Source organism: Bradyrhizobium sp. CIAT3101 (genome assembly GCF_029714945.1).
In the GTDB taxonomy this organism is placed as follows: domain Bacteria; phylum Pseudomonadota; class Alphaproteobacteria; order Rhizobiales; family Xanthobacteraceae; genus Bradyrhizobium.
This window is the reverse complement of the sequence record NZ_CP121634.1, coordinates 859,220-882,855: the sequence shown is the minus strand read 5'-3', so window position 1 is coordinate 882,855 and position 23,636 is coordinate 859,220. Positions and strand designations below refer to the sequence as shown.

The following is a 23,636-nucleotide window of genomic DNA, read 5'->3' as shown; positions in this document are numbered from 1 at the left end:
GACGGCCCGATCCGCAAGTCCGGTATTTCACAGTCTTTGCGGCTTTTTATAGCAAAGACAAGCGCCTCTCCCCAGGGTCGCGGGGAGAGGCGCTCGGTTCCAATCGATCGAACGGCCTAGAGCCGGCCACCGCCGCGCACCAGCCGCACCACCAGCAGCAGGATGATGGCGCCGATGGCGGAAAAGATGATCTCCGAGACCAGCCCGACGCCAATATGGATGCCAAGCTTCGGGAACAGGAAGCTCGCGACAAACGCGCCGGCGATGCCGATCACGATGTCGCCGATGATGCCGAACCCGCTGCCGCGCACGACCTTGCCGGCGAGCCAGCCGGCGACCAGGCCGACGAACAGGATGACGATGAGGCTTTGGCCAGAAATGTACATAAGTTGAAGTCCCTCTCCATTAACGGGGCCATGGAACCGGAACCGGGATGAATGGGGTCTGAATGGTTCCCGGAGGGGACGCTCAGACAGGAACCGCGAAAACAACCCCATGCACAGTAGAGCGGGGGGTGAAAAAGTGGGGGACGCAAGCGAGGTCTGAGTTCGTGGCTACCCCTCTCCCCCTCCCTCCCCCGGTGTTCAGACCGGGGAGAAGGTGGACAGGTGTTCGGAGACATCGTGGACACTTTCGAGCCGTCCGTCGAGAGGTCGGATGTCGGCGGTTGCAATCGTCTGGGTTCTGAAGAGGACGTCGAAGACGCCATCCTCCATGGTTGGCCGGAATGCGATGTCTTTGCCGCGGAAGGCCTTCGGGACTTTGAGATTGCGACCGCGGAAGCTGACGTGACCGCTCTGCTGAACCCGGCGCACAGCGTCGTTTGGTGCGTATTCGAAGGGCGCGATCGTCTCGACATAATCGCGCGGGCTCGGTTGATAGCGGCTGGCCGGCACTGCGAGCTGGAGCGCTTCGTGCGGCCGTTGCGTGTTGTAGACGGTACGCCATCGCTCGAAAGCCCGCTGAGCGGCAGCGATGTCGGCGAAGGCAGGAGCCGACAACACTTCGGCCTTGAGGCTGCGGTGGAAGCGCTCGTCCTTGCCCATGGTCTGCGGATGATAGGGCCGGGAATGGCTGATCTTGACGCCATGCTCGATCAACCAGACGCCAAGCGGGGTAAACGGGCTGCCCGGACCGTCGCCCCAGGGCGAACCGTTGTCGGTGATCATCCTCTCGGGCAGGCCATAGCGGCGGAAGGCCGCGATGAGGTGCTGCCTGACCGTCTCGGTCTGCTGGTCGGCGCACGCCGCCAGTGTCACCGAAAAGCGCGAATGATCGTCGAGCACGGTCAATGGATGAAGCCGGCCGGTGTGCATGGCCACGTGGCCCTTGAAGTCCATCTGCCACAACTCGTTCGACCGCGACCGCTCGAAGCGAGTGAAGGTGGGCGAGCCGCCACCAAACTTGCCCAGTTCCACCCCATGACGCTTCAGGATTGCCGTCACCGTCGAGGGCGACGGAACGGCTTCCTGCCCCAGATCCTTCAGCCGCCTGGCGATCTTCCGCCCGCCCCAGGCCGGATGCTCGGCTCGAAGCGCAAGCACGGCCTCCTCGATCGCCGCAGCACTGCGTGCCGGCGACGTCTGTGGCCGCCGCGACTGCTCTTGAAGCCCGCTCATCCCGGCCGCTCGCCAACGCTCCAGCCACTTGTAGCCGGTCGTCGGGCTGATGCCGAACCGACGGCACAACTGCCGAACATTGGCTCCCTCGTCCGAGGCCAGCACGACAAACTCCGATCTCGCGTCCATCCGGGACACCTCGTGGAACGGCATCCGACAGCCTCCTTACTGAGCTGTCGAAAGTGTCCACGATGTCTCCGAACACCTGTCCACCTTCTCCCCGGTCTGAACACCCGCAAGGGGGGAGGGAGCGCAGTGGTGCACGAGGCGATGGATGCGCTGAATCTCTTGGGCGCTACGGCGCCGCCACCGGCTCCGCCAGCACGCACCTTGCTGCCCTGCCCGGGCCGACCTCCACATTCGCAGGCAGTTGTTCGACACAGCGCGGCTCGGCGAGCTTGCAGCGGGGGGCGAAGGAGCAGTTGTGGGGTTTCTCGGCCAGCGACGGCGGGGTGCCGGGGATGGTCTCCAGCCGCTGGCCCCGCTTGGCGCCGTGGATGGTCGAGGCGAGCAGGCCCCTGGCGTAGGGATGCACCGGGGAGCGAACGATGTCGCGCAGACTGCCCTGCTCCACAATCTGGCCGGCATACATCACCGCGACGCGGTCGCAGATCTCGATGGCGACGCCGATGTCATGGGTCACGAAGATGACGGACATGCCGAACTCGCGCTGCAGCTCGCGCAGCAGCAGCAGGATCTGGATCTGCACGGTGGCATCGAGCGCCGTGGTCGGCTCGTCTGCCAGCAGGATTTTTGGCCGGCAGGCGAGCGCGAGCGCGATCATCGCGCGCTGGCGCATGCCGCCGGACATTTCGTGCGGATAGGCATCCAGCCGCCGCTTTGCAGACGGGATGCGCACGACCTCGAGCATCTCCAGCGCGCGCGCTCGCCCTTCCGCAAAACTCTTGCCCTCATGACGCACGACGCTTTCGGCGATCTGCGCGCCGATGGTGTAGACCGGGTCGAGCGCCAGTGCCGGCTCCTGAAAGATCATCGAGACGGTCTGGCCGCGGAACGACGACAGCTCCTCGTCGTTCATGGCGAGCACGTCGCGGCCCATCACGTTGACCGTCCCTGAGATCTGCGTGCGCTTCTTCGGCAGCAGCCGCATCAGCGCTCGCAGGGTCACGCTCTTGCCCGAACCGGATTCGCCGAGCAGGCCCAGCACCTCGCCATCACCGAGCGAGAGATTGAGATCGTTCACGGCATAGACCGTGCGCTCCCCGGTGAAGCGGATGTTGAGGCCTGAGATCTCGACGAGCTTTGTCATGACGGCAGTCTGGGTACCCGATCGTGATAGTCGGTGACGCGCTGGAAGGCGGCGCCGATGGTCAGCAAGGTCGCTTCATCGAAGGAGCGGCCGATCAACTGCATGCCGACAGGCAGGCCGCTCCTGGTGAAGCCCGAAGGCACCGTGAGCGACGGCAGGCCGAGGAAGTTCACCGGACGGGTGAACAGCGTGATCCGCTGCAACAGCGCCGGTACATTCGGTCCACCGCCCACATCGCTCTCCTCGATCGTCGGCGCCGGAATCGGCGAGGCCGGTGCGATGATCGCGTCGACGCCTGCGGCGGCCGCATTGTGCGCGGCGAGTGCCGGGCCACGCCAGCGCATCGCCTCGAGGTAGGTGATGGCGGGAACGGCGAGGCCGTTTTGCAACCGCATCAGCGTCTGCGCGCCATAGTCCTGCGGACGCTCGATCATCCAGCGCTTGTGGAAGGCAGCGGCTTCGGCCGCGAGCACGAGCTGGCTTGCCGCCTGCAATTGCCGCTGGTCCGGCAGCTCGACCGTGAGGATGTCGGCGCCCTCGCGCTTGAGCACCGCGATGGTCTCGTCCAGCACGCGCGCGACTTCGCTATCGAGATCGTCGACATAGAACGACGCGGGCACGCCGATCTTGAGGCCCTTCAGCGAGCCCTTGGTCGCCGCGACATAGTCCGACAGCGGCTCATGGCTCGTGGTCGAATCCTCGGGGTCGAGGCCCGCCATCAGCGCCAGCAGCAGTGCGCAATCTTCCGCGGTGCGGGCGAGCGGGCCGACGGTGTCGAGCGATTGCGACAGCGGCATCGCTCCGGCGCGGCTGACGCGACCGACGGTGGTCTTCAATCCGGTGACGCCGCAGAAATGCGCGGGCATGCGGATCGAGCCGCCGGTGTCGGAGCCCAGCGCCGCATAATTCATCCGCGCCGCGACCGACGCGCCGGAGCCCGAGGACGAACCGCCGGTGATATGCGCGACGTTCCAGGGATTGCGCACCGGGCCGTAATGGGCGTTGTGGCCGGTCGGGCCATAGGCGAACTCGGCCAGATGCAGGGTGCCGAGGCGAACCTGGCCCGCATCCTTCAAGCGCTGCAAGGCGGTGGACGTGACGGACGGAACGAAATCGCGGCGGATCAGCGAGCCGCAGGTCGCGACGTGGCCTGCGTCGTAGTACATGTCCTTGTGCGCGAGCGGCACGCCATGCAGGGGACCACGGACCTCGCCCTTGGCGAGCGCGGCGTCGGCGGCATCGGCGGCCTTCAGCGCCGCCTCCGACTCGATCGACATGAAGGCGTTGAGATGCGGCTGCCATTGCGCGATGCGGTGCAGTAGCGCGCGCGTCACCTCATGGGAGGACAGTTGCTTCATCGCGATCGCACGCGCGACCTCGGTGAGCGTCATCAGGGTAGGCTCGGTGCTCATTTCGACACCTTCTGCGTCTGGGCGAGCGGATAGAGCGCGGGCTCGAGGTCGAACGGCAGCGTGCCGGCGATCGCCGCAAAACCTTCGAAGGCCGGCCCGATGGAATTTGAGATGCGCGTCGCGATCTCGTCATTCACGGGAACACCGGCGACTTGAGCCGTCGCCTGGATTTCTTTTGTCGTTGGTCTCGTCATGCGGTTTCCTCTCAGGGCGCGCGGCCATGGCCTGAACCCGGAATCGCCATGTAGCACGCGGCCTCGTGGCCCATCTTATCCACGGCCGTGAGCTTTGGTGCAGCATTTGCGCAGAGCGGCTCCGCAAACGCGCAACGCGTGTGGAAGCGGCAGCCCGCGGGCGGGTCGATCGGATTGGGTGGATCGCCCGAGATCGGCGGCTTCTCGGTGCGGCGGTCCGGGTCGGAGGACGGCATCGCAGCCAGGAGCGCACGCGTATAGGGATGGGCCGGCTGGTCCCAGACCTGATCGACCGGGCCGAGCTCGACCACCTCGCCGAGATACATCACCAGCACACGGTCGCTGATGTAGCGCACGACGTTGAGGTCGTGGCTGATGAAGAGATAGGTCAGGCCGAACTCGCGCTTGAGGTCGGCCAACAGATTGAGCACCTGCGCCTCGACGGATTTGTCGAGCGCGGAGACGGCTTCATCCAGGATCACCAGCCGCGGCGACAGCGCCAGGGCGCGCGCGATGTTGACGCGCTGACGCTGGCCGCCGGAGATCTCGTGCGGATAGCGGTTGGCAAAATTTTCGGGACGCAGGCCGACCTTGCCGAGCAACTCGCGCGCCAGTGCGCGCGCGGCGCCATCGGCGATGCCGTGAACTTTTGGGCCAAAGGCGATCGATTCCTCGATGGTCAGGCGCGGATTGAGCGACGCATAGGAATCCTGGAACACCATCTGCATACCGCGGCGCAACTCCCGCAGCGATAGCGACTGGCCGACGGTCATGCCGTCATAGATGATGTCGCCGGTATCGCGCGGCATCAGGTGCATCAGAAGGCGCGCGGTGGTGGACTTGCCGCAGCCGGATTCACCGACGATGCCGACGGTCTCGCCCTTCGCCACGGAAAAGGAGACATTGTCGACCGCACGCACGGTGCGCTTGGCGGCGAACAGACCGCCGCGAACAGGGAAATGTTTCGTCAGGCCGTTGACCTGCAGCAGCGGCTGCGCGACGCCGCCGACGTCTTCGACGGGCTCCAGCATGGCGACGGACGTGTTGGTCTCACTCATGGCCGCGATCTCCCACCTCTCCCCATCGGGGAGAGGTCGCGCCGAAGGCGCGGATGAGGGGGCGCGGCAAACTCGGTGCAGCGGAGCCCCTCACCCGGCTCGCATCTGACGATGCGATCCGACCTCTCCCGATGGGAGAGGTGTGGCACCGTCGCCTTGGCGAACTGCGTCTTTCTCATCATCTCAGTTCCTGATGTCCATGGCGCTGCGCAGGCCGTCCGAGAGCAGATTGAAGCAGATCGAGACCGCGAAAATCATCGCGCCAGGCAACGCCGCCACCCAGGGGTTGACGTAGATCGCGGTGCGCAGGGTGTTGAGCATCAGGCCCCATTCCGGCTCCGGCGGCTTGGTGCCGAGACCAAGGAAGGAGAGACCGGCGGCCAGAATCATCGAGACCGAGATCAGGCTCGTCGCATAGACGAAGATCGAACCCAGCACGTTGCCGAGGATGTGCACCCGCATGATGGTGAACGGACCCGCGCCCGAAGCGCGCGCGGCCTCGACGAAATCCATATTGCGCACGCCGGTGGTGACGCTTTCGGCGACGCGGGTGATCTGCGGCACGAACACCACGGTCAACGACACGATGGAGTTGAGGATGCCGGCGCCGAGCGCGCCGGAGATCGCGATCGCCAGCAGCACGGACGGGAAGGCGTAGAACACGTCGATCGTGCGCATGATCGCAGTGTTGAGCTTGCCGCCGACATAGCCGGCAACGAGGCCGAGCGAGGTGCCGATGCAGAAGGCGAGGATCACGGGCAGGATGCCGATCACCAGCGACAGCCGCCCGCCATAGATCAGCCGCGCCAGCATGTCGCGGCCGAGCTCGTCGGTGCCGAGCGGATAGCCCACCGTGCCGATGTGGCGCAGGCGGCGGATCATCGAGCCCTTGTAGGGATCTTCGAGACCGAGCCAGGGCGCGAGGATCGCGGAGAGGAAGATCAGCAGCAGCACCAGCGCGCAGGCCATGCTGACCTTGTCGCGCAGGATACGGCGGCCAACGGTTGCCCAATAACCGCGCGCCTTGGTCGCGGGCGCGGCCTGCAGCGCGGCATCGGCGGCGGCGGATAATGGAAGCTCGCTCATTGGCGCAATTTCCGCCGTCGTCCCGGCGAAAGCCGGGACCCATAGCCACGAAAAGTAGTTTGGCGAGGACCCGTGGTGACCATCTCGTCCCACAATCTCCTGCCGGGGTTATGGGTCCCGGCCTTCGCCGCGACGACACTGAATGTGTGGTACGTCATCCCCGCTAGCCCCGCTTGATGCGCGGATCGATCGCGGCTTGTGCGATGTCGACCAAGAGATTGAGGAAGACGAAGAACAGCGCCAGCACCAGGATCGTGCCCTGCAGCAGCGGCAGGTCGCGCTGGAAGATCGCGGAGTTGAGCAGGAAGCCCGAGCCCGGCCAGGAGAACACGGTCTCGATCAGGATCGAGCCGCCGAGCATGTAGCCGAGCTGAAGCCCCATCACCGCAAGTGCGGTGGGCGCGGCATTCTTGATGACATGGCGGAAGACGCCGGTTTCGTGCAGGCCCTTTGCGCGCAAGGCTTCAACGAAATCCTGGCTGAGGATGTCGCCGGTGAGCGCGCGTACGGTGCGGGTAACGATGCCCATGGGAATCACCGACGTCGTGACCGCGGGCAGCACCAGATATTTCAGGTGCTCCCAATCCCAGGCCCAGGCGGCCGAGCCGCCGGGCCCCGCGCCGACCGCGGGCAGCCAGTTCAGCTCCACCGAGAAGATGATGACCAGCACCATGCCGAGCCAGTAATGCGGCACCGAGACGCCGGCGATGGCAAACGACGTTGCCATCTTGTCGATCCAGGTCTCGCGAAAGTAGCCGGCGATCAGGCCGAGCAGGATGCCCATGGTGAAGCCGATGATGGCGGCGGCGATCGCAAGCGTAACGGTGTTGCCGACCGCACGCATGACCTCGGCGAGCACCGGGCGTCCCGTCGCGATGGAATTGCCGAGATCGCCATGCAGCGCGCGCAGGAGCCACAGGCCGAACTGCACCGGCAGCGGCCGGTCGAAACCGTAGGCGGCGCGGAGCTGCGCGGCGAGCTCCTGCGAGGCATCGGCCGGCAGCACCGCGACCAGCGGATCGCCCGGCGTGATGTGCACGAGCAGAAAGCACACCAGCGCCACGCTGATGACGATCGGGATGACATAGACGATGCGTCTGGCGATGTAGGCGAGCACTGGGTAACCTAACAAGATGTTGCACAATACGGTGCGCGGGTTTGAGTAAGGGACGCGAGATGCGAGGGTTCCCTCCCCCCTTGCGGGGGAGGGTTAGGGAGAGGGGTGGCCACACAGGGACCGCCCGTGTGGACCCCCTTCCCCAACCCCTCCCCGCAAGGGGGAGGGGAGCCCTACCAGCGTGCTCACCTCACGGCGTCATCGAGATCGGCGAGAAGTCGATGAACCAGCTCTTCGGCTGGACTACGCCGGTGACCTTCGGGCTCATGGCGCGCGGGCCGACGTCGTGGGCGACGTAGAGGAAGGCCGCGTCGTCGACGGAGGCTGCGTGCAGTTCGGCGAGCGCGGCGTCACGCGCGGCGGGATCAAAAGTCTGCCGCGCCTTCTTCACCAGCTCGTCGAACTTGGGATTGTTGATGAAACCCCAATTGTTCGAGACCGGCGGTGCCATGCTCGATTGCAGGAAGCGCACCAGCGCGAAGAACGGGTCCATCGCCGCATAGGTGACGTTGGTCGCGTTCGCGCCGTTGGCCGAGGGGTCCTTGGCGCCGCGGCGCCAGTTGGTGAACAGCGTGTTCCACTCGATGACATCGAGCTGCACGTCGAAATAGCATTCGGCGAGCGCCTGCTGGAGATATTCGTTCATCGGCAGCGGCTGCATCTGGCCAGATCCTGATGCGGACGTCTGGATCTTCACCGTCAGCTTCTTGTTCGGACCAAAACCTGCCTCCTGCATCAGTTTCTGCGCAGCCGGCTTGTCGTACTTGATCTCGAAGGTCGGCTTTCCCCGCCAGGGGTGGCCGGGCTCGAAGGTGCCGGTCGCGGGCACCATCAGCCCTGCCAGCAGCCCGTCCTTTAGGCCTTCACGATCGACGCAGAGATTCGCGGCCTTGCGGACGCGGATGTCGTTCCAGGGCGAGCCCTCGACGCGCGAGAACTGCCACGGCCAGACATGCGGCTGCTCGTTGGCGTAGAGCTTGAAGCCGCGCTGCTTGAGCTCGGGCAACGCATCCGGCGCCGGCGCCTCGACCCAATCGACCTGTCCGGACAGCAGCGCTGCGGTGCGCGCGTTGGCTTCCGGCATCGGCAAGAGCACCATCTTGTCGATCTTGGGCACGCGGGCCTTGTCCCAATAATCCGCGTTCTTCACCAGCTCGAGCCGCTCGCGCGGCGTGAAGCTCGCCATCTTCCACGGGCCGGTGCCCGCGGCGTCCTTGGCGAAGGCAGTCCAGGCCGCCTGCGACTTCGCCTTGGCGTCGGCGCCTTCCGCCTTGTCGTAGAAGTGCTGCCACTTCGCCGGGCTCGCCATGAAGAGATTGGTGAGATTGATCGGCAGGAAACTGTCGGGCTCCTTGGTGGTGAGCTCGACCGTCATGTCGTCGATCTTCTTTGCGGACGCCAGCGTCGGCATGCGAGATGCGGTGACGCCGACCTGGCTGGCGTCGAATTGCGGCGCGTCCTGCTTCAACACCTTGTCGACGTTCCAGACCACCGCGTCGGCATTGAACGGCGTGCCGTCGTGGAAGGTGACGCCGGGGCGCAGCTTGAAGGTCCATTTGGCCTTGTCGGCGTCATCGACCTTCCACTCGGTCGCGAGCCCGGGGATCACCACGCTGGCCTTCTCGGCGGACGACAGGTCCCAGCCGGTGAGCGCGTCATACATGGTGACGCCGGTGAAGCGATTGCCTTCAAAACCCTGGTCGGGCTGACCGAGCGTGCGCGGAATATCGGCAGCCGTCATGCCGATGCGCAGCACGGTTTCGGCGCTGGCAGCGCGCGGCCATGCGGCCGCCGTCGTCAGGGCCAGCGCCGCGATCAGCGCTGCGCGCGCGGTTGTCTTGATAAGCATTGCCTCAGTCCTCTTCCGGCTTTCAATGATTAATTTTGATGCAATGGCTGTGCCAAATGACCCGCAATGGCGATGCCAAGGAGAAACTTATTCTGCAAATTAGCCCTGCGACGACAAGTCCTTGTGATCGCGGGAAGGCTGAGCAGCCGCGCTGCCTATTCTGGCATCAAGATTGCAAGTTTGGCCCCAACCTTTTCCTTAGGTTTTCCTTGGAGCTTTGGGCCATGCGTATTCGTTTATCGACCTGTCTCGCCGTGCTTGCGCTGGCGTTATCGGCAATCCCGGCGCGCGCCGAAACCGTGGTGCGCTACGGCATCTCGATGGCGGACATTCCGCTGACGACGGGCCAGCCCGACCGCGGTGCCGGCGCCTATCAGTTCACGGCCTACACGATCTACGATCCGCTGGTCGCGTGGGAAATGGACGTCGCCGACCGCCCGGGCAAGCTGGTGCCGGGACTCGCGACCGAGTGGAAGGTGGATGATTCCGACAAGACCAAATGGCGCTTCAGCTTGCGCAAAGGCGTGAAGTTTCACGACGGCAGCGAGTTCAACGCGGACGCGGTGATCTGGAATCTCGACAAGGTGTTGAACGACAAGGCGCCGCAATTCGACAAGCGCCAGAGCGCGCAGGTGAAGACCCGCCTGCCCTCGGTCGCCAGCTACGCCAAGATCGACGATTTCACCGTCGAGATCACGACCAAGACCGTGGATTCCTTCTTTCCCTATCAGATGCTGTGGTTCCTGGTATCGAGCCCGGCGCAATATGAAAAGCTCGGCAAGGATTGGGACAAGTTCGCAAGCCAGCCCTCCGGCACCGGCCCGTTCAAGCTGACCAAGCTGGTGCCGCGCGAGCTCGCCGAGCTCAGCAAGAATCCGGACTATTGGAATCCGAAGCGTAGTCCCAAGGTCGACAAGATCGTGCTGGTGCCGATGCCGGAGGCGCTGACGCGCACCAATGCACTGCTCGCAGGCCAGGTCGATCTGATCGAGACGCCGGCGCCGGATGCCGTGCCGCAGCTGAAGGCGGCCGGCATGAAGATCGTCGACAACGTCACGCCGCATGTCTGGAATTATCATCTGAGCGTGCTGCCGGGCTCGCCCTGGACCGACATCCGGCTGCGCAAGGCGCTGAATCTCGCGATCAATCGCGACGAAGTCGTCGGCCTGATGAATGGCCTCGCCAAACCCGCCAAGGGCCAGGTCGACCCGTCGAGCCCGTGGTTCGGCAAGCCGAGCTTCGACATCAAATATGATCTCGCTGCCGCCAAGAAGCTGGTCGAGGAGGCCGGCTACTCAAAGGCCAAGCCTCTGAAGGCCACCTTCATCATCGCACAGGGCGGCACCGGCCAGATGCTGTCGCTGCCGATGAACGAATTCCTGCAGCAGAGCTTCAAGGAGATCGGCATCGACATCGAGTTCAAGGTGGTCGAGCTCGAAACGCTCTATACCCACTGGCGCAAGGGCGCGGCCGACGAAATGAACGCCGGCATCACCGCCAACAACATCGCCTATGTCACCTCGGACCCGCTCTATGCCATCGTCCGCTTCTTCGCCTCCGACCAGATCGCGCCGGTCGGCGTCAACTGGGGCGGCTACAAGAACCCGAAGGTGGACGCGCTGATCAACGAGGCCAAGCAGACGTTTGATACCGCCAAGCAGGATGATCTGATCGCCCAGGCGCACGCGTTGATCGTCGACGATGCCGTGCTGGTCTGGGTCGTCCACGACACCAATCCGCACGCGCTGTCGCCGAAGGTGAAGCAGTTCGTGCAGGCGCAGCACTGGTTCCAGGACCTGACGACGATCGGGGTGGAGTGAGGGGGCAGTCTGCCCCAACAAACACAGGCGTCGTCCCGGCGCAGGCCGGGACCCCATAACCGCAGGATCGAGTTTGGTGAAGATCGTCAACTCCGATCTCGCGCAACAACTTCTGCTGCGGAGTATGGGTCCCGGCCTTCGCCGGGACGACACTATTGTTGACGCACGAGTGAGCGCAACTCGCGTAGCAGCCCCCTACTTCGTCAGCAGCGCGTACGCTCCCGACCAGCCCTCCGGCGGAGGATTGGCCTTGAATTCCTTGATCCGCGCTTCGTACAGCTTGAACAGCTTTTCCAGCGTGTCGGCGTCCTCGCTGCGGCGGCCGCGCTCGATGGCGTCCTGCGCGCCCTGCCAGTCGCGGCCGCGGTAGCAGCTGAGCATCTCGATGGTGATGTTGCGCAGGCGCTGGAACGCGGCCGACTGCATCACGTCCTCGCGGCCGGCGATGGCATAGATCACCTCCGGCTCGGTCTTGCCCTTGACCATGATGAAATCGAGCTCGAGGATCGCGAACTTGTCCTTGGCGGCGAGCGCCGTGCGGGAGCCGACGATGATCGGAAAGCCGTATTCCTTGGTCTGGCCTTCCAGGCGTGATGCCAGGTTCACGCTGTCGCCGAGCACCGAATAGTTCTTCTTCAGATCGGAGCCCATGTTGCCGACCACACCGATGCCGGTGTTGAGGCCGATGCCCACGTTGAGCGGGATATAGACGTGGCCGCCCTCGGCGGCTTCCTGCTCGCGCTCGCGGTTGACCTCATCGATCTTCTCGAGCATCTGGATCGCGGCCTCGCAGGCATTGACCTGGTGTTCGGCATCGTCGAGCGGCGCATTCCAGAACGCCATGATGGCGTCGCCCATGTATTTGTCGACGTAACCCTTCTGTTCGATGATCACGTCGGTGAGCGGCGTCAGGAAGCGGTTCATCAGCGTGATCAGGCCTTGCGGATCCTGCTTGTAGCTCTCCGAGATCGTGGTGAAGCCGCGCACGTCGGAGAACATGATGGTCAGCTCGCGCTCCTCGCCGCCGAGCACGACTTTCTCCGGCGATTGCGCGAGCTGCTCGACCAGCACCGGCGACATGTATTGCGCGAAGATGCCGCGGATCTGCACGCGCTGCCGCTGCTCGCGCACGAAGCTCGAGAAGATGAAGGTCAGGTAGATCGCGGTGGTTGACAACAGCGGATAGGTGAAGTCGACGAGGTAGCGTTTCTGCCAGTAGTAGAACCAGGACGTGCCGACCAGCACCGCGGCGAACATCGCACCCGCGAGCACCAGCCGCACCGGCCCAAGGTTCGGCGTGAAGATGATGACGAGAAGGCCGATGATCAGCGCGGCCAGCAGCTCGATGCCGAGCGCATAATTCGGCTGCGAGATCACGGCGCCGCCGCTCAGCACGCTTTCGAGTATCTGGGCGTGAATCTCGACGCCCGGCATGGTCGAGGACACCGGCGTGGTCTTGATGTCGTTCAGCCCGGCCGCGGAGGTGCCGATCAGCACCAGCTTGCCGGCGAGCTTGCTGGGCGGCACGGTGTTGTCGAGCACGTCCGCTGCCGACACATAGATCGAAGGATCCCGGCGAGCGTAATGCACCCAGAGCTGCCCGTTCTTGTCGGTCGGGATCTCGACGCCCTTAAGGCGGATGGCACGGATGCCGGTCTTGTCGGTGCGAACCAGCAGTGTCGGGGTACCCGTGACGACCCGCAGGATCTCGAGGCTGAGCGAAGGCATGATATTGCCCTGGGCCCACATGATCATCGGCACGCGGCGGATGAAGCCGTCGCGCTCGGTCTTGATGGAGAACAGGCCACGACCGGCGGCGACCTTCTCGATCACCGGCACGTTGCGCAACAGGCCGGGGAATTCGAACAGGAAGTTTTCCGCATTCGCTTCCCCGACCGTCGCGACTCCGGTGAAAGGAAGCGTCTTGTCGAGTTCGGATTCGACTTGTGGCAGCCCGGTTTCGCCGAGGACCACTTTCGAACGCTTGATCGCTTCGGAGAGAATCTGGTCGTTGCTCGGCAGCTCGCTCAGCTTCATCCGCGTGGCGTCGTCCAGATAGCGCATCTGGTTGGCGACCAGATCCGGATTGAGCCGGTCGGGTTCGGAGAACACCACGTCAAAGCCGATCGCCACCGCGCCGTTATTGGTGAGATTGATGATCAAATCCGCGATCCGCGTGCGCGACCACGGCCACTGGCCGAGCCTGGCGAGGCTCTTGTCGTCGATGTCGACGATGGTGACCGGCCGCACCGTCTTGTGGCGCGGGTCGATCAACTGGAACAGGTCGAAGGTGCGCAGCCGCAATTCCTGGACCGGCGGCGGATCCCAGACGCGCAAGCCGGCGAAGACGACCAGCAGCGCAAGGCACACCAGGCGCGCAAAGCCGAACTTTCGCGCGAACCACCGCCGCAGGATCTTGAGACGTTTCATGCTTACTGAATATCACGCATTGCCGGCCAATGGCAGCGCCGAACGCACCTGCGGGCGATCGGCGTCGTCCGGGCGATCATCCGGAATGGACGATGAAGTCGCTCGCGTGGAGGTTGGCGGCGTTGACGCCCTTCAGGAGGATCGTGTCGGCGGAATCGATCGTGATCAGGGTATCCGCGGAGTTGGCCGGCGAAGCCGCGACGTGCTGCGCGATCCATGCGGCGTCGATGTCGGTCGCCACGACCGCGGTCAGGTTGATGTGATCCTGGTTGGGCGTGAAATTCACGATCGTGTCGTGGTTCGAATTGGCCCCGAACACGAATTGTTCCTGATAGCCGGTCCCGAAGAAGACATCCTTGCCGGTCGTGCCGGTGAGGCTCACGTGATCGTCCGCGCTTTCGGCGAGATTGAAAATCAGGTTGACAGTATTGGTCGCGCCGTGGCCGTCGGTCACGGTGAGCGCGACCGTATCCGTGGAAGGCTCTTCGCTGCCTTCATTGTAGGTCAGGGTGCCCAGCATCGTGTTGATGTCGGCAAGAGAACCCGAGCCAGACGACGGACTGACATCGCCTGCCTTCGCGCCGGTCGCAAGAAGCGTGAAGGTTTCATCGGCCGCGGCATCGACATCGGTGACCTGGAGGCCGTGAACGACGATCTGTTCGTCGTCCAGCTGGGTCACGCTGATCTTGTCGAGGTTGAAGACGGGCGCATCGTCCGCACCGGTCACGTCCACGGTATATGTCGCCGTGGTGGCGGCACCATGCGAGTCCGTTAGCTGGACGGTGAAAGCATCCGAATAGGAGCCTTGAGGCAGCGCATTGATCGAGGCGGCATCGGGGACGTAGGTGTAGCTGCCGTCGGTGTTGAGCGTCAGCGCGCCATAGTGACCCGTGAGGGTGCTGGTCGCGTGATGATCCGAGTTCAGCAGAGCATAGGTCAGCGTATCGCCGGTATCGGCATCGGTCCCGGCCAAGTGGCCGGTGAGGTCGGAGAAAGTGTCGGCGGCGGCCGTGTCGGTGAGCTTGCCGAGGCTGCCATCGGACAGCACCGGCGTGTCGTTGGCGCCGGTCACGTTCACCGTGAATGTCGCGGTGCCGGTCGCGCCGTGCGTGTCGGTGGTCTGCACCGTGAACGTATCGACATAGGAACCTGCCGACAGCGCGTTGATCGCGGTCGCATCGGGCGAATAGTCGTAGGTGCCGTTGGCGTTGACCGTGAGCGTGCCGTAGTGGCCGGCGAGAGTCGATACCGCGTTGTTGTGCGAATCGAGCACGGCATATTTCAGCGTCGCCGTCTCGCCATGATCCGCATCGGTCCCGACCAGCGTCCCCGTGATATCGGAGAAGGTATCGGCGTTCGCCGTATCCACGAGCGGCGCCGTCGTCACCGCGGCCAATGTCGGCGCGTCGTTCTGGCCGGTGATCGTGATCGTGACGTCGGCCGTCGTCTTCTGGCCGTGGCCGTCATCGAGGGTGATGGTCGAGACGACCTTCGCGGTCTGGTCCTGGCCGAGGAAATCCAGCGCACCGTCAGCGATCGAATAGCTCCAGGTGACCGTGCCGTTGTTCTTGCCGGTCTGCTGGAGCGTCAACGCGTTTTCCAGCGCCGCGATCTCGCCGGGCGTCAGCGATGCCGTGAGGTCGGTGCTGTGATCGGCCCCCAGCGAGGTCACGACCTGGCCGGTGATCTTGGCCGCCGGCAGGTCGGTCAGATCGATATCGGTGAAGTCGACCGAGCCGGTCGCAGGCGTTGCGGTATCGACCGTGGAGAAGTCGCCGGTCGCGTTCGCCTGCTCCGAGACGCTCGCGGCCAGCACTCCGCCGTCGGTGAAGGCCGGCGCGTCGTCCGTGGCATGGACCGTGATCAGCGTGTGGCCGGTGCCGTCATCGCTGCCTGCGAAGGTCGTGTTGCTGTAATCGGCGCCGGTCAGCGTCAGGCTGATGTGGTGACCGTAGGCGTCCGTCACGGTCAGCACACCGCCGGTCGAGGCATCGGCGTTGGCAACGTAAACCGCGCTGGTGCCGAGCCCGTACTTGATGGTCGACAGGTCGATCGTGTCGGTCTTGGACAACGCCGCGATCGATCCGCCGAAGGTCGATGTATCAATCTGCAGGTGGGCGCCGTCGCCGGCGAGCGTGATTGTCTGCGAGACCGCGCCCTCGACCTCGAGCGTCGCGCCGGCGTCGACGGTGACCGAACCGGAGCCGGACAGCGAGCCGAGCAACGACAGATCGCCGTTATGGACCTCGATGGTTCCAGTGTTGGTGATGGTGCCCGAAATCGACGCCGTACCCCAGCTGTCGATGGTCGCGTCATTCGTGATGCTCAGCCCGGTCCCGGAAATCGAAGCACCGTGCAGATCGATGTCGCCGTGGTTGACGATCGACGACGCATCGCCGAACACGCCGCTGCCTGCGACCGTCCAGGTGCCGCCGGCGTTGTTGTCGAACGTGGCGCTTGCGACCGAGATGTTGCCGTTGATGTGGCCGCTGTTGTTGATCGTGATCGCGCCGCCGGTCTCGACGATCGCATAGGTCGTCGAGGTCACGCTGGCGGCGTCGGGGCCGATCGTGCCGGAATTGTCGATCGTCGCGGACCCGGTCGTATTCTCCTGGATGGAGATCGCGGCGACACCATCGGCGCCGACCACCGTGCCGGCGTTGATGATGTGCGTCGAGCCGGTCGCGCCGGAATCGTCCTGGTCGACATGAAGACCGAACGACGTCGTGCCCGTGATGTGACCGTTATTAGTGATGGTGACGGCGCCCCCGCCATGGGAGACGACGTCGAGCCCGACCGCGCCGGACGCGGCGCCGCCGATGGTCGCGGTAATATTGCCTGCGCCGCTCGCGCCGTCGTGCAGCACGATGCCGTCGCCGGCCGTGCCGGTGACGTCGCCAACCGTCATCAGCGAGATATCGCCGATGCCGTCCTGGGTGACGGCAATGCCGTTGTTCGCGCCGCTCAGCGCGCCGGTCGGCGTCAGCACGATGTTGGCGCGATTGTCGCTCGTCCCGCCGGACGCCGTGACGTCGAGCGCATCGCCCTTCGACGTCGTGATGTCGGCATTGCCCGTGACCGTGAAGGTGCCGCCTGTCGACGACTGGCCGGCGATGGTGCCGGTGAAGCTGTGGCCGGCGACCTTGTCGAGCTCAAGCGTATTGGTGCCGCCGGCGAAGGTGACGGTCTGCGCATCCGCGCCGCCGAGCGCGAGCGTCGCCTTGTCGTCGATGATCAGCGTGCCGACGCCGGTGATGCCGCCGGACAGGCTCAGCGTGCCGCTCTGGACCTCGATGGTGCCCGTGTTGGTGACACCACCTGTGACCGTGTTGAGGCCGACGCTGTAGAGATTGCCGGCATTGGTGAGGCTGCCGCCATTGATCGAGACGTCGGTCAGATAGAGTTTCGACGTGCCGTCAACCGAGATCGTGGCGCCGGCGTTGGTGATGGTGGCGGTCGTCAGCTTCAGCGTGCCGCCGGTCTCAGCCTTGATCGACCCGTGATTGGCGATGGCGTGGCTCGTCGTGGGATCGATCGTCAGCGTGCCGCTGGTGACGGAGACCGTGCCGGTGCTGGCAACCGTAATGTCGGCGTTGTCGATGGCGCTCGCGCCGGTCGATTCCAGCGTGCCCGCGATCGTCACGGTGCCGCCATCGATCGTCGCAGCCTGGAGATCGAGCGTCGAGCCCGCCTCCACCGACACCGTACCGTCGGTGTTGGTCACGATGTTCGAGATCAGCTTCAGCGTGCCGTCGTTGATGGCAGCCAGCGTCCCGGTGTTGGTGACGGCTTCGCCGTTGATGTCGAGCTCGGCGCCATTCGCCCGGAGGGTGCCGCCATTCGTGATCGCGGTGGTGGACGTCGTCGCGACCAACGCAAGCAGGCCGCCCAGCGTCGACTCCAGCAGATTGGAGTTCGAGATATTGGCATTGGTGATCGTCGTCGCGCCGGTCGAATCCAGCGTGCCGGAGACCGTCAGCGTGCCGCCCGTCAGGCTCGCGCCCTTCAAGGTCAGCTTCCTGCTGCCGTCGACCTTGACCGTGCCGTGGTTGGTGATCGCGGTGCCCGCAACAGTGGCATCGTCGAGCGTCAGCGTGACATCGCTCTCGACCGTGACGGGGCCGGTCGTGAGGGTCGCATTGCCATCGATCGTGCTGTCGCTGGTCACGTCGATCGTGCCGGCGCCCTTGATGGCACCGCCGCTGATCGTGGCGCCGTCCAGGGTCAACGCGGCGTCGACGATGACGTTGCCGCTGGAATTCTCGACCGTCGATCCCGAACCGATGGTGAGTGCGCCCGAGAGCACCTCGATGGTGCCGGCATTGGTGACCACTTCGTAGTTGAGCGCGTTGCCGGTACCGCTGACATTGACGGAGCCGTTGTTCTTCAGGATGCCGTTGCTGAGCACGGCGTTGCCGGTGAGATCGAACTCGCCGTTGTTCGTGACCGTGCCGACGCTGCGCAGCCCGCCGATGTCCGTCCCCTCGGTGCCGTCGCCCTCACCACCTTCGCCCCCCGGAATTCCGTGGAAGACGGGGGTCGCACCACCGTCGATTGTCGCGCCGTTGACTGTGAGCTTGCCGGCGGCATCGATCTTGACGTTGCCGGTGTTGGCAATGCCGGTCTTCAGCGCCAAGGTTCCGCCGGAAAGCTCAATCGTGCCGGAATTGGCGATGGTCGTCAGGGTATCGATCACGCCGCCCGCGGCCAGCGTGAGCGTGCCCGCATTGGTGATCGTGACGGTATTGACGACGACCTCACCGGTTTTCCTGGTGATCGTCTCGACATCGATCGCGCCGCCGACGAGAACCTGGCCATCGGCAGCGTTGGTAAACTTCGCGTCGGCATTGAGCGTGAGCGAGCCCGCGAGCGTCAACGTGCTGTGGTTGATGACCTCCGGCACGGTGTGGTTCCGCGTCGTGTCGTAATCATCCATCGTCAGCGACTTGCCGAACGCCGCGAGGTCGATCGTGACCGGATAGGACGGCGTCAGCCCGTGCAACTGATCGGTGATGACGATGACGTCGTCATTGATCGTCGGCGCGTTGCCGGTTTCCCAATTCGCGCCGTCCTTCCAGAAGCCACCCGCGGGAGATCCCTCGGTGTTCGTCGCGATCCACACCACGGCAGGTGCATCGGTGCCGGTGATGGTGACCGTAACGGTCTGGTCCGAAGTCGCGCCTTGCGAGTCCTTGACCGTCACGGTGTACGTCACCGTCAGCACTTCACCCTTCGGGATGAAGTCGGCGAGATAGACCGGAATATCTTTCAGCGACCAGTCGATCGATCCCGTGCCGGTCCCGGTGCTGTCGTGGCCGGATGCGATCGAGACCAACAAGGCACCCGCGAGGAAGTCCGAGATGGCCTTGGGGACCGTCCCGCCGGGCAGCACCGCGCTGAATTTGCTGACCGACACGGTGTGCGTGTCGGTGAGGTCGACGTCGGTGAAGGCCAGCGTGCCCGAGGTCGGGACGTCGCTGGTGAGCGGACCGCCCGGGACGCTGGTGCCGCCCGAGAACGTGATGGTCGGGACGCTCGTGGTGATCACGGGCTTGTCGTTGGTGCCCGTGATCGTGATGGTGATCGTGATCGGAAAGGATTCAGGCTGGACTGCGAAATTGTTGTTGACGAGGAACGTGTAGGTCAGCGTCAGCGTTTCGCCGGCCCCGAGGAAGTCGAAGACGTGGTCGGGGATCGTGTAGGTCCAGATCGCCGAGCCGTTGTTGCTGTTGGCCGGGTCGGGGACGACGCTGATCTGAATCTGCGTTGCCGCGATGTCCTGCTTTTGCAGCGCGCTGAGCGAGCCGGTGACGTCCTGCTGGCTGGCGTTCTCATAGACGAAGTTCGGCGCATCAGCGAGCTTCACCGAAACCGTCGGCCGATCGCCCAGGTTCTGATCGACGAAGTTAATCTGGCCCGACACTGTGTCAGCGCCGACGGCGCCGCCGGTCGCGTCAGCCCGGCCGGCGGTCGCGTTCGCGTGCTCGGTCAGCTTGAACGACGTCGTGACGTTGCCGTGGCTATCGAGGCTGCGCGCCTGCGGTGGCCCAGGAATACGGTCGACCGACTTGTCCCCGCCACCCTGCCCCGAACCGGAGCCATTGGCGTTGACGGTGTTGGTGAAGATCGCCGTCGCGGACGCACCGCTCGCCGTCTTGATCAGGAGGTTGTTGCCGTCCTGCGTAATGCTGTCGGTGAAGTTCGTGGTGAGCTTGGTGTTGGTGTTGTTGTCCGTGAACTTCAGCGTGAACACGTCCGTGATCAGCTTTTGCACGTCCGGCGACAGCAGCCCATTCGTGATCGAGACGTTGCCGCCGCTGATCTGGATCATCTGGCCGGCCTGGTTGACCGTCGCGATCGGCAGCAGCGTCAGCTTGTCGAACAGGATGTAGGAGCCGGTGGTGCCGTTGGGCTCGACCAGCACCTGGAAGTTCGCCTGCGGCTGCGGATCACCGCCGCCTGCGGGAACGACGAAGTTGATCTCGGTCAGCACCGCCGTGCCGCGGATGCCCATGGTGGCGACCGGCGTGTCGATCTTCATGTCGCCGTGCTTGGCGGTCTCGCCGGCAACGAAGGTGATGGTGCCCGCGACCAGGCTGAGCAGCGAGGAATTGTTTGACCCGTTGGGGTCATAGACCATCTCGTTCAGCACCATCCGCGCGTTGGAGGACAGGCCGAACACGGTGCCGTCGATGAAGGTCACGCCGAGCGTCGAGTCCGAACCAGTCGAGACCACGTCGCCCTTCTCGACGTTGTCGCCGTTGTTCAGGATAACCGAGACGCCATTACGGACCGCGGTCGCGCTGCCGGTCAGCTTGGTGACGTGGCCAATGACCTGCGCTGCGGCGGCACCGGGCGCGGCCTGCGCGACCTGGACGTAACCCGTGAGCGCGCTGACGATGTCGCCGGTGAGATGGGCGCCATCGGGCGAGGCGATCGCGGCGCGCTTGTCGCCCCTGAAATAATCGTGAACGACGAACTCATGGCCGTCGTGCGACAGCACGAGATCAACACCCGTGCGCTTGAACTCGCCGTTGAAGATCAGGTTGGGGTCGGCAACGACGACCGCGCCTTCGGGCACGTGGCCGTGCGCTTTGGCTATGAATGAATCGACGTGGTGGCCATTCGAATGGCCATCAAAAGAGAGCGCGGCGTCAAATTTGCCAGCGTAGTTCAACCGGGCACCGTAAAAGGGTTAAAATCTAAGTAAGTATCCACCGCCTAAGCTTGCATAGCATTACCAAGTCCTTAGCGAAACCATCTATTGCTTGTGTGATTCCGCATCACTTGGCTGTCCACGACTATGCCTACGGCGACATCCATAGATGAGTTGAGGTATTTTTTCGAATATTTTGAAGTCGAATCCGGCTTATTGCGCACATTTCAAGTCGTTCAAAGTAATCAGCCGCAGGGATTTGACGGCGGATACTTATGTCATCTTTTCTTCGTAGTCCCCCGGAACATCCTGCGGCAAATACGGAGTTAAATCTGTGACCCAACTAACAGAACTCGTGAACTAGCCGGTCATTAGCCATAAGCGACGAATCGGCCCGCCCACAATTTCTCCCTGCGATTTGTTCGTTCTCGCGGCATCGCGGCAACACATAGCCGGCGAATCGTAAAATTTTACGCAATTGCGGCAGGCCCGATTCAGCCTGCCCCACGGTTTCGGCGCCCTGCCCAAGCGCGTTAAGCAGAACAAAACGGCCCGCCTCGCACTATCTCCGCGAAAGCAACAAGCCCGGCACGTCGAGGTCGAGGGGGACCTGACGAAGCCGGATAAGGGGATGTCAGATGGAGACCGCTGCTCGCTCGCGCGCCTGGCGCGCTATCCTTGTCCTGTGCGGATTGATCCTGCTCGGTTCGGCCGCCGACCTTCGTGCCGGCACATTGCTGTCGCCGGGCGCCGGCATGCTCGTGCGCAAATCGGCCGAGCCTTTCGGCGTGTTCGCCTTCGCCATTTCCACCGGCGGCCTGCGGACGAAATGGCTCGCGCTGAAGGAGAGGCTCGACGACGACATGGTGCAGCTCGCGCTGTGTGACGGCGACCGCGACCATTGCGCCTCGCCCGCGGCGCTGAAGCTGCTCGCCATCGTCGACCAGGCCCGCACCCGCGACGGCCGCGCGTTATTCGGTGAGACCAACCGCGCCATCAACCTCGCCATTCGCGCCGAAAACGACGGAGCCGAGGACATCTGGAGTTCGCCGCTCGAGACCTTCGAACGCGGCGCCGGTGATTGCGAGGATTACGCCATCGCCAAGCTGGCCGCGCTGCGGCTTGCCGGCGTCGCCGCGGAGGACCTCCGCCTCGTCGTGGTGCGCGACACCCGCAGCGGCGAAGGCCATGCGGTCGCCTCGGCAAAGCTCGACGGCCACTGGCTGATGCTCGACAACCGCCGCATGGCGATGGTCGAGGACGACGACGCGCGCAACTACCAGCCGCTCTACGTGCTCTACCAATCCGCCGTGCTGAGATATGCCGGCGAACCCGTACGGTTCGCCGCGGTCGCCCCCGAGGCGAATTGACCGTCGCGATCGCGTAGCCCGCCACAAATCCGTTTCGCCGCACGATCCGGGACGCTAGCATGGCGATGGCCATGCTGGGGACAATTGGAATGCGGTTGATCGTGCTGACTGTGCTTGCGCTGCTCGCCTGGCCGGCAGCATCAGGCTTCGCGCAATCCGGGAGATCCGACCACTCTGTTGCCGACAGGCTGCCGCTGTTCGCGGGGAATAACTGCCAGCAGATCCGCGACCCCGGCAATCAATTGTTCTGCGGCGATCCCGAACTGTCTGCCGCCGCCGAGAAGCTCTCTACCGCCATCGAGGCACGGCTCGCCCGCCTGCCTGATCGCCTGCCCGCCATCGAAGAGAACGCGATCTGGATCCGCCAACGCAATCTCGGCTGCGGCATCGTCGGCCAGACCGCGATCCGCATCGAAGATTTCGACCGGGTGAAGGCCTGCCTCCTCAAGGTGACCGAGGATCGCGCCGCGATCGTGCGCGATCCGGATTTCGATTGCCTCGCGGCCAACACCGCGGCCGGCGCGCTGATCTGCGCAGACCCCTCGCTTGCGCTCACCGAGACCGAGCTCAACAGCCAGGTGCTCGGCCTGATCGGCAGACTGGACCCGACCGCGGCACGCTTTGCCTTCGCCGAATACGGTCGCTGGACGCGAGAGCGCGATCGCAAGTGCAATCTGGTCGGCAAGGAGAACGTGCCGCCGCAGGAGCTTGGCTCCGCAGAAGATTGCCTCGCCGATTTTCTGAAGCGCAAGACCGCCGAGATCGCCGCCGCCAAGGGCGATCCGAAGAAGGTGTTCGGCCGGCAGGTCGCGGCCAGGGAGCCCGACACCGACGCCGTCGATTTCTGCGCCGCGCGCATCCACGCCGCCAATTCATGCGGCAATTTCCTCCGCATCAACCGCGTCTACGCGCTCGACAGCCAGGTGACGGATCAGGAGGCGCAGGTCACCGGCGAGATCGAAATGGTCGTGCTGGCGCCGTTCACCACCTGCAGCAAGGTCGCCTCGACCTGCACCGGCACCTGCTGGGACGCAGCGACCGGCCGCCCGCAACCGGGCGCCGGCAACAAGGAGCGCTCCGCAGCAGCCTTCAACGTCACGCGACGCCTGCGCATCCAGCGGACCTTCGCCTTCGTGAAAGCCGCCGACGGCTGGCGCTGCCGCGAGGACGAGCTGGCGCCGGTGAATTCCGGCAACGCTGGCGGGGGATCGTAGGCTGTCTTCTTCCTTCTCCCCTTGCGGGAGAAGGTGGCGCG

At 64.4% G+C, this 23,636-nt stretch carries 14 protein-coding genes; 3 read left to right on the top strand and 11 right to left on the bottom strand.

Translation table 11 applies throughout. The features are described 5' to 3' along the window. Nucleotides 1-116 precede the first annotated feature (116 nt). The 9 genes from QA645_RS03955 to QA645_RS03915 form a co-directional block, all read right to left on the bottom strand. A complete protein-coding gene (locus tag QA645_RS03955) occupies nucleotides 117-386 on the bottom strand; it encodes a GlsB/YeaQ/YmgE family stress response membrane protein (protein WP_254134799.1) in 270 nt (89 codons plus the stop codon). A 198-nt stretch (nucleotides 387-584) separates the two neighbouring features. Beyond that, on the bottom strand, nucleotides 585-1,772 hold the full coding sequence (locus tag QA645_RS03950) for an IS481 family transposase (RefSeq protein ID WP_283046081.1): 1,188 nt from the start codon (nucleotides 1,770-1,772) through the stop codon (nucleotides 585-587). Between the two features lie 142 nt (nucleotides 1,773-1,914). After that, entirely contained in the window at nucleotides 1,915-2,889 is a 975-nt protein-coding gene (locus QA645_RS03945; RefSeq protein ID WP_283048323.1) for an ABC transporter ATP-binding protein, read from the bottom strand. Next, on the bottom strand, nucleotides 2,886-4,301 hold the full coding sequence (locus QA645_RS03940) for an amidase (protein WP_283048322.1): 1,416 nt from the start codon (nucleotides 4,299-4,301) through the stop codon (nucleotides 2,886-2,888). The genes QA645_RS03945 and QA645_RS03940 overlap by 4 nt, the downstream gene beginning before the upstream one ends. Further along, nucleotides 4,298-4,495 carry a hypothetical protein gene (locus QA645_RS03935; protein ID WP_254134802.1) on the bottom strand — a complete coding sequence of 66 codons (198 nt, stop codon included), beginning with the start codon at nucleotides 4,493-4,495 and terminating at the stop codon, nucleotides 4,298-4,300. Before QA645_RS03935 ends, QA645_RS03940 begins: the two co-directional genes overlap by 4 nt. Before the next feature lie 11 nt (nucleotides 4,496-4,506). Further along, complete coding sequence (locus tag QA645_RS03930; RefSeq protein ID WP_283048319.1) at nucleotides 4,507-5,553, bottom strand: oligopeptide/dipeptide ABC transporter ATP-binding protein; 1,047 nt, start codon at nucleotides 5,551-5,553, stop codon at nucleotides 4,507-4,509. A 183-nt stretch (nucleotides 5,554-5,736) separates the two neighbouring features. Then, nucleotides 5,737-6,639, bottom strand: coding sequence for an ABC transporter permease (locus QA645_RS03925; protein WP_254134804.1), 903 nt, complete (start codon nucleotides 6,637-6,639; stop codon nucleotides 5,737-5,739). A gap of 163 nt (nucleotides 6,640-6,802) precedes the next feature. Continuing rightward, nucleotides 6,803-7,756: an ABC transporter permease gene (locus tag QA645_RS03920; RefSeq protein WP_283048316.1), complete on the bottom strand. Its 954-nt coding sequence runs from the start codon at nucleotides 7,754-7,756 to the stop codon at nucleotides 6,803-6,805. A gap of 190 nt (nucleotides 7,757-7,946) precedes the next feature. Continuing rightward, entirely contained in the window at nucleotides 7,947-9,605 is a 1,659-nt protein-coding gene (locus QA645_RS03915; RefSeq protein WP_283048314.1) for an ABC transporter substrate-binding protein, read from the bottom strand. Nucleotides 9,606-9,829: 224 nt separating this feature from the next. Between QA645_RS03915 and QA645_RS03910 the strand changes: the two genes are divergently transcribed. After that, nucleotides 9,830-11,425 (top strand): ABC transporter substrate-binding protein, encoded by a 1,596-nt coding sequence (locus tag QA645_RS03910; protein ID WP_283048312.1) that lies wholly within the window; start codon nucleotides 9,830-9,832, stop codon nucleotides 11,423-11,425. Between the two features lie 195 nt (nucleotides 11,426-11,620). On the opposite strand, the gene QA645_RS03905 is transcribed toward QA645_RS03910, so the two are convergent. Beyond that, complete coding sequence (locus QA645_RS03905) at nucleotides 11,621-13,855, bottom strand: adenylate/guanylate cyclase domain-containing protein (protein WP_283048311.1); 2,235 nt, start codon at nucleotides 13,853-13,855, stop codon at nucleotides 11,621-11,623. A 76-nt stretch (nucleotides 13,856-13,931) separates the two neighbouring features. After that, nucleotides 13,932-20,936 carry a VCBS domain-containing protein gene (locus tag QA645_RS03900; RefSeq protein ID WP_283048310.1) on the bottom strand — a complete coding sequence of 2,335 codons (7,005 nt, stop codon included), beginning with the start codon at nucleotides 20,934-20,936 and terminating at the stop codon, nucleotides 13,932-13,934. A gap of 713 nt (nucleotides 20,937-21,649) precedes the next feature. On the opposite strand from QA645_RS03900, the gene QA645_RS03895 reads away from it, so the two are divergent. Continuing rightward, a complete protein-coding gene (locus tag QA645_RS03895; RefSeq protein ID WP_283048308.1) occupies nucleotides 21,650-22,381 on the top strand; it encodes a transglutaminase-like cysteine peptidase in 732 nt (243 codons plus the stop codon). 89 nt (nucleotides 22,382-22,470) lie between these two features. Next, nucleotides 22,471-23,595, top strand: a complete 1,125-nt coding sequence (locus tag QA645_RS03890) for a hypothetical protein (RefSeq protein ID WP_283048307.1) — start codon at nucleotides 22,471-22,473, stop codon at nucleotides 23,593-23,595. The last annotated feature ends 41 nt before the right edge of the window (nucleotides 23,596-23,636 follow it).